Here is a 13,240-nt window from a genome sequence, read left to right as displayed (position 1 = left end):
GTTAAAAAATCAGGCGGTTAACAAGATTAATACGTTTTAAAAATATGAGCGTAAATGAGTATCTTTTTGAATATCGGCAGCGCAAAGCGCCATGAGGAAACAATGGTTAGATTAGTCTTCTTGTTACCATTATTAATGAGTTTAGGTTGGTATTTGTTCTTACGCAACTACGGCATTCCCTTAAAACAAGGCCTGCGGGGCTTTATCTATATCGGGGCATTTAACGCTATTATCGCATTAGTGTTGTGGGCGTTAATTCTCATCACCAATCGTTAAGCACCCTAAAACACGGTATCTGTGTTAAAACAGATACCGCTACATTGTTCAGGGTGAGAAGCTTACGCCAGAGCAGCGTAAAGTATGAGCGGGTTATACCGAAAAAGAAGAACCACAACCACAGGTTGTCGTTGCGTTCGGATTTTGCACAATAAAACGGCTGCCTTGTAAGCCTTCGGTGTAGTCAACCACCCCACCCATCAAGTACTGTAAACTCATCGGGTCAACAACCATGGCCACGCCTTGCTTTTCAATTAACAAGTCGCCTTCATTCACTTTTTCATCGAAGGTAAAGCCATATTGAAAACCTGAGCAACCACCGCCGGTGATATAAACCCGCAGCTTTAAGTCCGGATTTTCTTCTTCACTGACTAGGGTAGCGACTTTACGCGCAGCCGCATCGGTAAACTCTATAGGGATCTGTAATTCAGACATGGTGGCTCCAACCAGCATAACAACGGCGGCAATTATCTAATACCTGACTAATTTATTCAAGTATTAGGCGCAAGTGAGCGATAATAGTTCAGTACGTGCGAATGCCGCGACCGACACGCGCTGACCAACAGCACGCCAGTACTCATTTATGCCGCAACTATGTTAAACTTCGTTTAATTTAATCCACTTAGCATGAATTATCCTATGCGGCGCTGGCAAGATCACCTCCCCGCCTTACAACGGCGACTGGCTCTCCCCCAAACCTCGCTTCAGTTGTGCTTACTCGGCATGCTCGGCGGGTTAATTGCTGCGTTATTAATTATCTGCTTTCGTTTAGCTATTATCGGTATTCAAGGCTTTTTTCTAGAGCATACTGATGACTTTGCCAGTATCGATGCTGAATTACGCTGGTTATTACCCTTAGGTGGTGCGGCTTGTATTGGCTTAATCGCGCTGTTTACCGGTTATAAACACTATCGCCTTGGCATCCCATTTGTGATCCACCGCATCAAAACCGCTTACGGGGTTATGCCCTTTCGCAATACGCTTAGTCAGTTCTTTGGTGGGGTGGTCGCGCTCGCCAGTGGCTTTTCGGTGGGTCGGGAAGGCCCATCCGTGCATCTTGGTGCCTATGGTGCGAGCACCGTTGGCCGTTATTTAAAACTACCCTATAACAGCGTGCGTATTTTGGCAGGGTGTGGCATTGCAGCCGGGATTTCAGCCTCGTTTAATACGCCATTGGCGGCGATGATTTTTGTGATGGAAGTGGTACTGCGTGAATATCGCATCCATGTGTTTATACCTATTATGCTGGCTTCGGTGGTGGGTGCTATGGCCACCCAACTGGTTTTTGGCACCGACCGTGAACTCGCGGCATTAGATATTATTAGTCTTAGTGTTTGGCATTTTCCATATTTAATTCTTTGTGGCGTTATCTTTGGTGCGGTTGCTTGGTTTTTTAATAGCAACATGATGCGCTTATTAACGCTGTTTAAAAAGTGGCCCTTATTATTGCGCCTTGCTTTGGCCGGCATGGTAACGGCGTTAGTGGGTTATCTGATCCCTGAGGCCATGGGCGCAGAAACGGGCGCTATCCAATTTGCTATTAATAGCCCTACTGCCATCCATCTCCTGTTATTGATTTTAGCCGGCAAAATGATTTTAACGTTGTTTGCCATTGGCTTAGGTGTGCCTGGTGGCATCATTGGCCCGGTTTTTGGTATCGGCGTTGTATTAGGTACCATTTTAGCCATCGTACCGGCGCTGATTGTTGATAACAGCAGTAATGCCGGTACTTATGCGGTTTTAGGTATGGCGGGAATGATGGCGGCGACGCTGCATGCCCCCTTAGCCGCCTTGGTGGCCGTGTTAGAGTTAGCCGCGAACCAACATATTATCTTGCCGGCCATGTTGGTTATCGTTACCGCCTATGTCACGACGGTGCAATTTTTTAATAATAAATCGATTTTCTTGATGCAACTCGACTTTATGCAGTTGCCGTATAAATTATCGCCCGCAGATGATGTGCTGCAAAAAGTGGGGGTATTAGCCGTCATCAGCCAAGAATATCAAGTGTTAGATAATCCCGATGAACAGACGGTTTTAGCCAGTCTCGACACGCTTCAACCGCCCACACAATTAATCATTAAACGCCAAACCAGCGATAGCCTGCAATTTTTTACTGCACAATACGACATCAGTCTAACGCTCACTGGTGAAAGTGCCGTGCAATACACGTCTATTCAAGGTTTATCGCATCAAAGTACCATGGCAGAGGTATTTGCTATTTTAGAAGACGAACGCGAAGGGCTGGTTTACATTTATCAAGACGACCCAGCTCATCCGATCGGTATTATCCGCTGGGACCAACTGCGGGCACTTTTAACTAAACAGAATAACTTACTATGACCCTGATCCTTGTTTACAAAGCTTTACACCTGTTTTTTATGGTCGCCTGGTTTGCCGGTATTTTCTATTTGCCGCGCTTATTTGTTTATCACGCTGAAACGCAAAGCACCGATTGCGATAAGACTTTTAAAGTGATGGAGCGGCGGTTACTGTTTTTCGTTACTCCCTTTGCCTTACTTACCTTGGTTTTCGGCCTGTTATTAATTGGCAGCTATGGAAGCGCATGGTTTGCCGCGAGTCGCTGGCTACATTATAAATTGCTGTTAGTTATCCTGCTGTACCTCTATCACGGCTATTGTTTTAAGCTATTGGCCGATTTTAAACATAACCGCAATACACGCAGCGCACGTTTTTATCGGATTTTTAATGAAGCACCGGTGCTGATCCTGTTGGCAATAATTCTGCTGGCGGTATTAAAGCCGATATAAATAGCACTAACTTTTCCGTATAATGAAGCCAGTTTGGCCTCTGGGTCTCTTCCATTCGCTATCCGAAATAAGTGAGCACGCACTATGAGCTTTAAAGGTCAGCATATCCTGTCGGTTAAACAATTTGACCGCGACAGTATCCAATATGTGTTTGATATTGCCCGCAAGATGTCCCCTTATGCCAGCAGAAAAAAACGGACTAAGGTACTCGATGGCGCTATTTTGGGTAATCTGTTTTTTGAACCGAGCACCCGTACTCGGGTAAGCTTTGGTTGTGCTTTTAACCTGCTAGGCGGTGAAGTGCGCGAAACCACGGGCATGGAATCGTCAGCCTTGTCTAAAGGTGAGTCGTTATACGATACCGCACGAGTGATCAGCAGTTACAGTGATGTTATCGCGATGCGCCATCCGCAAGCCGGCTCTGTGGCAGAGTTTGCTGAAGGTAGCCGTGTGCCGGTATTAAACGGTGGCGACGGCGCCAACGAACACCCTACTCAGGCCTTATTAGATCTGTTTACCATTGAACGTGAACTAACCGCCTCTGGCCAGAGTATTGACGGTATGCATATTGCCATGGTGGGTGATTTAAAGTTTGGCCGTACCGTGCACTCGTTGTCTAAACTACTTAGTTTGTACAAAAACTTACAAATTACCCTGATTTCGCCACAAGAATTAGCCATGCCTGATGAGGTGGTGAGCAGCTTAGAAAACGCCGGCCATCGTTTGACTATCAGCGACAAACTCGAAGGCAATTTGAACGCCGACATCGTCTATCAAACACGGATCCAAGAGGAACGTTTTCCGTCGAAAGCCGAAGCCAATTTATACCGTGGTAAGTTTCGCTTAAACCAAGAAATCTATACGCGGCACTGTAAATCGAACACCGTGATTATGCATCCTTTACCCCGAGATTCACGACAAGAAGCCAATGAGTTAGATAATGATCTTAACCTCAATCCTAACTTGGCTATTTTTCGCCAGGCCGATAATGGCATCTTAGTCCGGATGGCGCTGTTTGCGTTAACCCTGGGGGTCGAAAACGTGATCCAAGATTATGAATGCGCTGTGCCTTGGTATAGCAACAAATAACTGACAGGAATCCGATAATGTCCATCTCTTCAGAACTCTTCAGCCGCGCACAACACACGATCCCCGGTGGTGTAAACTCACCGGTTCGTGCCTTTAAAAGTGTCGGTGGCGAACCTTTTTTCGTTGCTCGTGCTGATGGCGCCTATTTATTTGATGTCGATGGCAAACGCTACATCGATTACATCGGCTCTTGGGGCCCGATGCTATTAGGCCACAATAACCCGGTGATCCGCCAAGCGGTCATTGATGCTGCGGCACATGGTTTAAGTTTTGGTGCTCCTTGCCCAGCCGAAGTCACCATGGCAGAAACCGTCGCAAAACTGGTCCCAAGCATGGAAATGCTGCGGATGGTCAGCTCTGGCACCGAAGCCACCATGAGCGCGATCCGTTTAGCTCGGGGCTACACGGGCCGTGATACCATTGTAAAGTTTGAAGGCTGTTACCATGGCCATGCAGACTCGCTGCTGGTTAAAGCAGGTTCAGGGGCGCTGACTTTAGGTGTTCCCAACTCCCCTGGCGTGCCAGCCGATTTTGCCAAATATACTCTGACCTGTGAATTTAACAATTTGGCGCAGATCCAACAGTTATTCGCAGCACAAGGTAGCGAAATTGCTTGTATCATCGTCGAACCGGTTGCCGGCAATATGAACTGTATTCCGCCAGAGCCAGGATTTTTAGAAGGCTTACGGCAGCTTTGTGATGACTACGGCAGCGTCTTGATTTTTGATGAAGTGATGACCGGCTTTCGGGTCGCCTTAGGCGGCGCTCAAGCCTATTATGGCGTAAAGCCAGATCTGACCACCTTGGGTAAAATCATTGGTGGTGGCATGCCAGTTGGCGCTTTTGGTGGTAAGAAAGCCATTATGCAGCATATCGCGCCACTGGGCCCTGTTTATCAAGCGGGTACCTTATCAGGCAATCCGATTGCCATGGCGGCAGGCTTAGCCGCCATGCAAGAAATCAGCAAGCCTGGCGTATACGAAGCATTGACCGAGAAAACCAGCCGTTTAATTACCGGGTTAGCTCAAGCGGCGGCGCAACATGGCGTGCCAATGAGTTTTAACCAAGTCGGTGGCATGTTTGGTATGTTTTTTACCAACGAAGGCCGCGTCAGTAATTATCAGCAAGCAACTCGTTGTGATATTGCTGCGTTTAAACAGTTTTTCCATGGCATGTTAGAACAAGGCATTTACTTAGCGCCTTCGGCTTATGAAGCCGGTTTTTTATCATTAGCACATACTGATGATGATTTAGCCGAAACCATTAGCGCAGCGGCTAAAACGTTTGCCGCACTGTAATTAAGCGGTAACGCCAATAAGGGCGCGCCTGGCTGGTGCGCCCTTTTTTATCGGTTAATCACACTGATTTAATGCTAATACGCTGTCTTGATGGGCCGGCAATAACCAACTATTCGGGCAATACTCAGGGACGGGTAAACCGCTTTGCGTCGAAAAACGTTGCCATTCTACTTGTTCGGGCATATACCGAATTAAATTATGGGTGCCTTGTTGTTTAAAATAATCGGTAAACACCCTTAAAGCGCCGCTACCCCCGGTTAAATTAGTCGATTTGTTATCATCTCGCCCCAGCCAAACGGTCACCAATCGATCTTGATCAAAACCGCTAAACCAACTGTCCCGATAATCACTCGAGGTGCCGGTTTTACCCGCAAACGTAGGTTGTGGCCAGGTGCGCGCTAAAGATTGCGCGGTGCCCGTTAAGGTTGATTCGATCATCGCATAATGCAATAAATAAACATCTGCGGCAGGATAACGCACGCTCGGGGTCAAATTACGTTGATACACTACCGCACCATTTTGATCGGTGACCGCCTGTACCGTGGCCAAGCTTTGATGAACACCATTATTGGCGATGGTTTGATAAAGCTGACTGACTTCATAAGGTGAGAGTTCTAACGAGCCTAACAAGGCAGATGGGTATAAGGTAATATTACGCTCTAAGCCCAAACGGCGCAGGGCTTCTTGCAATTTAGGCATACCCAGTTGTAAGCCCAACCGCACCGTTGGCACATTTAATGAATCAGCCAAAGCGCGCATGAGAGAGACATTACCGCGAAATGTCTTATCAAAGTTCTGCGGTTGCCAATCTTGATTATTACTGCGTAAGCTCAGCGGGCTGTCGTCGAGCATGCTACCAAGGGTGTAGCGACCCCGTTGTGCCAAAGCTTCTAAATAAATGGCCGGTTTAATTAAACTGCCAATAGGCCGCCGCGCTTCCAGTGCACGGTTAAAACCCGCATACCCCGCAGTTTTACCACCTACCAAGGCTTGAACAGCGCCCCGTTGATAATCCACCACCAGCATCGCGGCTTCTAGCTCTTTATCCATAGCCGGAACCAGCTGAGTCACCGTGCGCTCGGCTTGGGTTTGCGCCATCGGATCCAAATAAGTAAACACTTTAATGCCACTGTGCATCAGATTGCTGTCCAGCGCTAATTGCCGTAATTCACGTTTCACGGCATCCATATAAGCCGGGAAGTTGGCATTTAAGTATTGCCCTCTTGCCACCACTTCTACCGGCCGAGTTAACGCCTGCTCGTAAGCACGTTGATCTAATAAATGTTGCTCAAACATCAGCCGCAGCACTAAGTCTCTCCGCTGCTTAGCACGCTCTGGAAACCGGCGTGGATCGTAGTAACCTGGGCCTTTAACAATGCCAATTAACAAGGCGTACTGATCGGCACTCAGTTCAGTGAGCGGTTTACCAAAATAAAAACGGCTGCCTAAACCAAAACCGTGCACCGCCGTGGCATGATTTTGCCCAAGGTAAATCTCATTTAGGTAAGCCTCAAGGATCTGATCCTTACTAAAACGATAATCGAGCACTAAGGCAATCATCGCTTCGTTAACCTTGCGCAGCAGCGTGCGATCCTGCGTTAAATACATATTCTTGGCTAACTGCTGGGTCAGCGTCGAGCCGCCCTGCACGGTGCGCCCCGCCGTAATATTGACCCACAAGGCACGTAATACCGATAACGGCGATACGCCACGATGTTGATAAAAATCGCGATCTTCTACCAGCAATAGCGTTTCTTTCAGCAAGCTTGGCACCCACTCTAAGCGCACTAATTCACGATCTTCTTGGTGGGGTGACACCAAATGCTCGATTAATTGCGGCTCAAGGCGTGCCATGCTTAATGATGACTTTTGTTGCAGCAATGCACTGATGCCACTGCGATTAAACTCGACACTAAAACGTGAAGCGGCTTGAGTGCCATCGACAAAGGTAAAACTACGGCGAAAAATCTCTACGGTGTTGCCACTGGTGCGAAATTGTCCTGGCCCAGACACTGCATTTACGCGTTGGTATTGCAGCTGCTCCAGCTCTTGCACCAACTGTTTCTGTGTCAGGTATTTGCCAGGAAACAGCTCTAAGCTGCGGCCATAAATTTGTGCTGGCACTTGCCATTTTTGCCCTGAAAAGGTGCTGGTGATCTTACTGTCGAGATATATAAAATACAAAAACAGCCCTAGAAATCCTGCCAAAGCGAGCTTTAAAGAGGTTATCCAAATCAATCGCCACCAGCGAGCTGGCCGAGCGGAGGTGGGCACTTTTTTACGAGTTCGAGTCATAGCGCATCGCTTTTTTGGTTTTAGTCGTCGGTAAGGCTTTCGCAGGATCGTCCGGCCAAAAATGTTTCGGATATCGGCCTTTCATTTCTTTTTTTACTTCATGCCAGCCTTGCTGCCAAAAACTGGCCAAGTCACGGGTAATTTGTAGTGGTTGTCGGCCAGGCGATAGCAAGGTCACACTTAACGCCAATTTACCATCGAGCACTTGCGGCGTGGTTAGTTGACCATACATTTCCTGAACCCTTACTGAAAAACCCGGCCCGCCAGGTAAGCAATAATCAATCGCCACCCGGCTGTGTGCCGGCGTGGTAAAAAACTCGGGTAAGCATTGATTCAGTTGTTGCTGCTGGCTATAACTAAGTTGCTGCCAGAGAAGATCATACAGGGGTAATTGCGCTAGCTGATTAACTTTATTGATATCCGCTAAATAAGGCCCTAACCAGCTCGTCATATTCGTGGTCAGCCCTGACAGACTGAGATCAGGCAAGCCAGCATACTGGTGTTGCGTTAACAAGGCGACACGCTGTTGTAGCTGCTGACAGCGCGCATTAAAGGGTAATATCGCAATACCTTTTTTCGCTAAGTAAGCTAACCAAGCTTGTTGCTTTTCAGCGGCAGTAAGCTGCAAGGGTTGCGGCCGCCGCTGCAGCACAATTTCACCAAACAGACGTTGCGACTCACTATAAAAGCCCGCTTGCTTTTCATCCCAGCCGGTATGAGGCTGCCATGCTAGCGCGGGCCAATCCTCCAGAATATCAGGCAGCGCAATGGCTACCGCTTGTTGCATCCGGTTGCTTTGCGCTGTTTGTGTAATACTCACGGCCACCACTAAATCTTGCTGCTGTAACGGATGGTTGGCGGGAAAACTGGCGCCTACGCCATTGGCTAAAAAATAACCCTGGCCACGGCGCTGTGCTAACCGATCTGGAAATGCTCGTAACAATAAAACGGGTAACAAACCAAGCGGCAAGCTGGTATATTTTTTAGCAGCCAATCGCTTAGCAAATACTTCGGCTTGTTGATAACGCCGCTGCTCTTGCGCTGGACGTTCTGCTAAGCGCTGCACTTGGCGGTAAAGATCCTCTTGCAAATCGCGGCTATCTTCTAGCAAGGCGGCCAACAAAGCGGCTAGCCAAAGCGCACCGGGTTGAGTGGTCTCTAACGTTTTGGCGTGCTGTAACATACTGGCTAAACGTATATCGGTGCCAAATTGATAAAGTGTTTGACCATAAGCCGTGATTTGCCCACGCTGATCCAGCACTTCAAGTTGTTGCAACAGGGCTGTTGCCGCCGCTAAGTTTGCTGATTGTGGCGAGGTTAACCAGTTTAGGTCTGCCGGTTGGCAACCCCAAACGGCAATCTCTAAACGTAAGCTGGTTAACTCGCTGATCTCAATTTCTGCAGGTTCAAAAGCCGTTCGCCGCTGCCATTGTTCAGCACTGTCTAAGCGATAACACCAACCTTCGCCAAGTCGTCCAGCTCGACCGGCTCGTTGTATTGCCGCTGCTTGGCTAATGGCAACCGTATCTAAGCGCGTCAGGCCACTGCGAGCATGATAACTGGCACGTCTTGCGACACCACTGTCGACCACCACATGAATGCCTTCAATGGTTAAACTGGTTTCCGCTAAATTCGTAGCCAATACTATTTTATAATGCCCTGTCGCCGGAGCGGCTATTGCGGCTTGTTGTGCCGCCAAACTCATACTGCCCAACAGTGGCAATACGCGCAGATTTGCCGCTAAGTCTTGCTGAGCTAACCACTGCGCAGCCTGATTAATTTCTGCTTGGCCGGGTAAAAAGACCAAAACACTACTTTGATGACGCCAAAAGCCCTGCAGAGCTAAGCGGGCACTTTGCAGCGCGATGGGCTCTTTATTCAACGGTTGATAAACGATATTTACCGGATAACTGCGCCCTTCGCTTTGCAATACTGGTGCCTGTAAATAGCGGGCCAGCATACTGGTGTCCAAGGTCGCCGACATCACTAAGATACGCAGCTGCTCGTTCAGTTGTTGTACTTCAAGCGCCAGCGCTAAACCAAAGTCAGCATGCAAAGAGCGTTCGTGAAACTCATCAAAAATCAGGATATCGACACTACTCAGCTCAGGGTCTTGCTGAATTTTCCGCGTTAAAATACCTTCGGTGACAATAAGCAGCCGAGTTTCAGCGCAATATTGGCTGTCTTGGCGAATTTGATACCCCACCGTCTGTCCAACGGGCTCATTCAGTTGGGCGGCGAGATAACTGGCGATGGTGCGCGCGGCTAAGCGCCGTGGCTCAAGCAATAGCAGCCGCTTACCTGCAAAAGCGGGGTGCTTGAGCAAATACAATGGTAAAAAAGTCGATTTGCCGGCACCTGGTGGCGCCGACAAAATAACCTTAGGCTCATGCTGCAGTAGCTGACAGAGCCTGGGCATAATCTCGTTTACAGGTAACACCAACCGCTACTCAGCACGGATCGCAGAAATGCGGCCAGGGTGACAAGTTAAATTACGCCGATAATTCATGTAACAACATAGCCGCGATTGTGCGGATCCCTTGACCCGTTGCACCCACGGCTAAAAAGCCATTAGCGCTATCACGATAGGCTGCCGCTAAATCAAAGTGCAACCAACCTTGGCCATTATTTGGCACAAAGCGACTTAAGAAACCGGCTGCATTACTGGCACCACCGGCGCCACCGCCTTTTACTGGCCGGCTGTTAGCGGTATCGGCAAAGGCCGACGGACACTGTTGCTGATGCCAAGGCTCTAAAGGCAGTTGCCACAGTAACTCTTGTTGCTGCTCGGCATAACTTAGCGCGCGTTGTGCTAAGGGTTTATCTAATGCAAACAGGGCATTGTATTCTGAGCCAACCGCCGTTACGGCTGCACCGGTTAACGTCGCCGCATCAATAATTAACGGCGCACCACTTTCCGCTGCCATTTGTAAGCCATCGGCCAAGACTAAACGCCCTTCAGCATCGGTATTAACAATTTCGACTGTGGTGCCATTTTTATAAGTAATAATATCGCCCAATTTGTAAGCATGACCACTGATCAAGTTTTCAGCACAGCACAAAATCAGTTTAACCCGCTGGGTTAAGCCCTGCAAAATAGCCAAGGCTAACGCCGCGGTCACCGTAGCGGCACCGCCCATATCACATTTCATGTGCAACATGCCTTCGGTCGCTTTGATCGAATAACCACCACTGTCAAAGGTAATACCTTTACCGACCAAGGCAGCCGCCACCGGAGTATCCGCTTTACCGCTGGGGTTAAAATCCAGTTCTAACATTGCGGGCGCTCGCACGCTACCGCGACCTACTTGATAAATACCATGCCAGCCTTCGCTGACTAATTGCTCACCACTGATCACGCGATAGCTCACTTTAGCAGTGCCAGCCACTTCTTCAATAAAGGCAGCGGCTTGTGCGGCTAACTTCTCTGGTGATAATTGCTCAGGGGTTTGATTAATTAACGCTTTAGCAAACTGAAAACAACGCGCTTGTTGCTCTAACCGTGTGACTGTGGCGCTATCACCGGTAAAGTGCACGCCACCTTGGCGCTTGGCATTCACAAAACCTTGATAAAATGCCCACTGTAATTCCAGCGGCCACTCACCGCTTAATTGCAACGACGTTACACCTAAGCCATCAAGCATCCGAGCGGCTCTTTGCACGTTACGGCGCTCTTGACCTGCGCTAAGATGAATTTGATAACCTTGCTCACTGGGGCTAATTAACGCATTAGCGCCAAACTGGGCCGCGGCGGGTTGCTGTTGCAAACTGATGTGAAGTACTGAACTGTTTGAATTCATTCTTAGCTCCGAAAATAAAAGGGCAAAGTAAGCCATCTGCTGGCTGATGGCGTATTGTAGCACACTGCAGTACTTTGCTAACGGCAGTGCGCTTAACAAATAACGCAAAATAAGTGTTTATTATTACTCACTTGAGCGAAAGTCAATGCAGACTTATCGAAAATAAGTGACGGCAAGGCGGTCTGTCTGTATACTTCCGCGGTTTTTTATTAGTGATTGCGGTAGCGGTGATATTCTGCTATCTATAGCCGCCAGCTTTTTGGCTTGGTGGGATTGTACAGGAGAGAATCATGCCAGTAGGCAATAACAATAAATCCCTTGGGCTATTAGCGCTAGCGGGCGTAGTTCCCTATGAAGCAGCGGTCGGGGAAGAGTACATGAACCCGAAGCAGTTGGAACATTTCCGGAAAATTCTGGATGCATGGCGCCAACAACTTCGTGAAGAAGTGGATCGCACTAAAACACATATGGCTGATGAAGCAGCCAATTTTCCTGATCCAGTGGATCGTGCAGCTCAAGAAGAAGAATTCAGTTTAGAATTACGCGCACGGGATCGTGAACGTAAGTTGCTGAAGAAAATTGAAAAAACGTTACAAAAGATTGAAAATGACGACTTTGGTTTCTGTGATACCTGCGGTATCGAAATCGGTATAAAACGGTTAGAAGCACGTCCTACTGCTGATCAATGTATTGATTGTAAGACGCTGGCTGAAATCAAAGAGAAGCAACTCGGCGGTTAACGCTGCGGCAACCTCAGTGTCAGTGCATCTTGCAACGCAAACGGCCGGTTATCGCGGCCGTTTTGCTCCCTCCCCCTCGGGGCCATTACATTTTGGCTCACTTGTGGCGGCTGTTGGTAGTTATCTTCAAGCAAAAAGTCAGCACGGCCAATGGCTGTTACGTATCGAAGATATTGATACGCCTCGCATGCAAGCCAATGCCGATAGCGACATTATGCGCACCCTAGAAAGCTTTGGTTTATGCTGGGATGGCCCGGTTATTTATCAAAGCCAACGGTTGGATCGCTATCAAGACGTATTTAATCAACTCCAGCAACAAGGCTTGTTGTACGGTTGCCAATGTTCACGCAAAGCAATCCAAGCCGCCGGCGGCCTCTATAACGGGCGCTGTGCCGCTAAACAATTGACGACACCGCCTTTAGCCTGGCGTCTGCGTGCGGCAGATGTGGATTGTCATTTCCATGATCAGGTGTTTGGTAACCAGCGTATCGATGCCGCCTTAGCTGCAGAAGATTATATCGTTAAGCGCCGTGATGGGTTATTTAGTTATCAACTGGTGGTGGTGATTGATGATCAGGATCAACAGGTCAGCGAAGTGATCCGAGGGGCCGATTTACTCAGTATGACTCCCAGGCAACAACATTTGTTTCAATTGCTGGGGCAAACCGCGCCACTTTACGGCCATTTACCCCTAGCCGTTACCGCGCCGGGGCAAAAACTGAGTAAACAAAACCATGCAAGCGCCCTCGCTCATTGGCCAAATCATCACAGTTTAACGGCGGCATTACGTTTGCTAGGCCATGCCCCGCCTGATGAACTGCGGCAAGCGCCAGTAACGGAAATACTTGCTTGGGCTACCCAGCACTGGCAGCTGGCGAAAGTACCAAAACAACTCGAAATTCGCTGTGCAGATTTTGCGTAATTTGCGCGACATTCACTCAGCGTAATTAAAATACAGAGAGTGTTGCCTT

The 13,240-nt window shown here is 48.5% G+C and carries 11 protein-coding genes; 7 read left to right on the top strand and 4 right to left on the bottom strand.

Going from position 1 to position 13,240, the window contains the following annotated elements:
- Positions 1 to 102 precede the first annotated feature (102 nt).
- On the top strand, positions 103 to 276 hold the full coding sequence (locus JAO78_RS01385) for a hypothetical protein (protein WP_226749560.1): 174 nt from the start codon (positions 103 to 105) through the stop codon (positions 274 to 276).
- 93 nt (positions 277 to 369) lie between these two features.
- On the opposite strand, the gene erpA is transcribed toward JAO78_RS01385, so the two are convergent.
- Positions 370 to 711 carry an iron-sulfur cluster insertion protein ErpA gene (gene erpA, locus JAO78_RS01380; RefSeq protein WP_226749559.1) on the bottom strand — a complete coding sequence of 114 codons (342 nt, stop codon included), beginning with the start codon at positions 709 to 711 and terminating at the stop codon, positions 370 to 372.
- A 204-nt stretch (positions 712 to 915) separates the two neighbouring features.
- Between erpA and JAO78_RS01375 the strand changes: the two genes are divergently transcribed.
- The 4 genes from JAO78_RS01375 to hemL all read left to right on the top strand — a co-directional run bounded on the left by JAO78_RS01375 (position 916) and on the right by hemL (position 5,434).
- Positions 916 to 2,619, top strand: a complete 1,704-nt coding sequence (locus JAO78_RS01375) for a chloride channel protein (RefSeq protein ID WP_226749956.1) — start codon at positions 916 to 918, stop codon at positions 2,617 to 2,619.
- Complete coding sequence (locus tag JAO78_RS01370; RefSeq protein WP_226749558.1) at positions 2,616 to 3,047, top strand: CopD family protein; 432 nt, start codon at positions 2,616 to 2,618, stop codon at positions 3,045 to 3,047. The genes JAO78_RS01375 and JAO78_RS01370 overlap by 4 nt, the downstream gene beginning before the upstream one ends.
- Before the next feature lie 84 nt (positions 3,048 to 3,131).
- Positions 3,132 to 4,136 carry an aspartate carbamoyltransferase gene (locus tag JAO78_RS01365; RefSeq protein ID WP_226749557.1) on the top strand — a complete coding sequence of 335 codons (1,005 nt, stop codon included), beginning with the start codon at positions 3,132 to 3,134 and terminating at the stop codon, positions 4,134 to 4,136.
- Between the two features lie 17 nt (positions 4,137 to 4,153).
- Positions 4,154 to 5,434 carry a glutamate-1-semialdehyde 2,1-aminomutase gene (gene hemL, locus JAO78_RS01360; RefSeq protein ID WP_226749556.1) on the top strand — a complete coding sequence of 427 codons (1,281 nt, stop codon included), beginning with the start codon at positions 4,154 to 4,156 and terminating at the stop codon, positions 5,432 to 5,434.
- Positions 5,435 to 5,488: 54 nt separating this feature from the next.
- On the opposite strand, the gene mrcB is transcribed toward hemL, so the two are convergent.
- Genes mrcB through pepB form a run of 3 tightly spaced genes read right to left on the bottom strand, consistent with a single transcriptional unit; the run spans position 5,489 to position 11,529 of the window.
- Positions 5,489 to 7,729, bottom strand: a complete 2,241-nt coding sequence (gene mrcB / locus JAO78_RS01355) for a penicillin-binding protein 1B (protein WP_226749555.1) — start codon at positions 7,727 to 7,729, stop codon at positions 5,489 to 5,491.
- Entirely contained in the window at positions 7,713 to 10,169 is a 2,457-nt protein-coding gene (hrpB, locus tag JAO78_RS01350) for an ATP-dependent helicase HrpB (RefSeq protein ID WP_226749554.1), read from the bottom strand. Before hrpB ends, mrcB begins: the two co-directional genes overlap by 17 nt.
- 52 nt (positions 10,170 to 10,221) lie before the next feature.
- Complete coding sequence (pepB, locus tag JAO78_RS01345; RefSeq protein WP_226749553.1) at positions 10,222 to 11,529, bottom strand: aminopeptidase PepB; 1,308 nt, start codon at positions 11,527 to 11,529, stop codon at positions 10,222 to 10,224.
- Between the two features lie 290 nt (positions 11,530 to 11,819).
- Here pepB and dksA point away from each other — a divergent pair, with 290 nt between their 5' ends.
- Both dksA and gluQRS read left to right on the top strand, forming a co-directional pair.
- A complete protein-coding gene (gene dksA / locus JAO78_RS01340; RefSeq protein ID WP_226749552.1) occupies positions 11,820 to 12,269 on the top strand; it encodes an RNA polymerase-binding protein DksA in 450 nt (149 codons plus the stop codon).
- A 16-nt stretch (positions 12,270 to 12,285) separates the two neighbouring features.
- Positions 12,286 to 13,191 carry a tRNA glutamyl-Q(34) synthetase GluQRS gene (gene gluQRS / locus JAO78_RS01335; protein ID WP_226749551.1) on the top strand — a complete coding sequence of 302 codons (906 nt, stop codon included), beginning with the start codon at positions 12,286 to 12,288 and terminating at the stop codon, positions 13,189 to 13,191.
- Positions 13,192 to 13,240 lie beyond the last annotated feature (49 nt).

Origin of the sequence: Alishewanella maricola (genome assembly GCF_016343785.1) — a bacterium.
Taxonomy (GTDB): Bacteria; Pseudomonadota; Gammaproteobacteria; order Enterobacterales; family Alteromonadaceae; genus Alishewanella; species Alishewanella maricola.
The sequence above is the reverse complement of the archived record's forward strand: the minus strand, read 5'-3'. Positions and strand labels throughout refer to the sequence as shown.

Bases quoted from the DNA above. Each gene is read 5' to 3' on its own strand.
- JAO78_RS01385 (WP_226749560.1), top strand. From the start codon at position 103: ATGGTTAGATTAGTCTTCTTGTTACCATTATTAATGAGTTTAGGTTGG.
- erpA (WP_226749559.1), bottom strand. From the start codon at position 711: ATGTCTGAATTACAGATCCCTATAGAGTTTACCGATGCGGCTGCGCGT.
- JAO78_RS01375 (WP_226749956.1), top strand. From the start codon at position 916: ATGCGGCGCTGGCAAGATCACCTCCCCGCCTTACAACGGCGACTGGCT.
- JAO78_RS01370 (WP_226749558.1), top strand. From the start codon at position 2,616: ATGACCCTGATCCTTGTTTACAAAGCTTTACACCTGTTTTTTATGGTC.
- JAO78_RS01365 (WP_226749557.1), top strand. From the start codon at position 3,132: ATGAGCTTTAAAGGTCAGCATATCCTGTCGGTTAAACAATTTGACCGC.
- hemL (WP_226749556.1), top strand. From the start codon at position 4,154: ATGTCCATCTCTTCAGAACTCTTCAGCCGCGCACAACACACGATCCCC.
- mrcB (WP_226749555.1), bottom strand. From the start codon at position 7,729: ATGACTCGAACTCGTAAAAAAGTGCCCACCTCCGCTCGGCCAGCTCGC.
- pepB (WP_226749553.1), bottom strand. From the start codon at position 11,529: ATGAATTCAAACAGTTCAGTACTTCACATCAGTTTGCAACAGCAACCC.
- dksA (WP_226749552.1), top strand. From the start codon at position 11,820: ATGCCAGTAGGCAATAACAATAAATCCCTTGGGCTATTAGCGCTAGCG.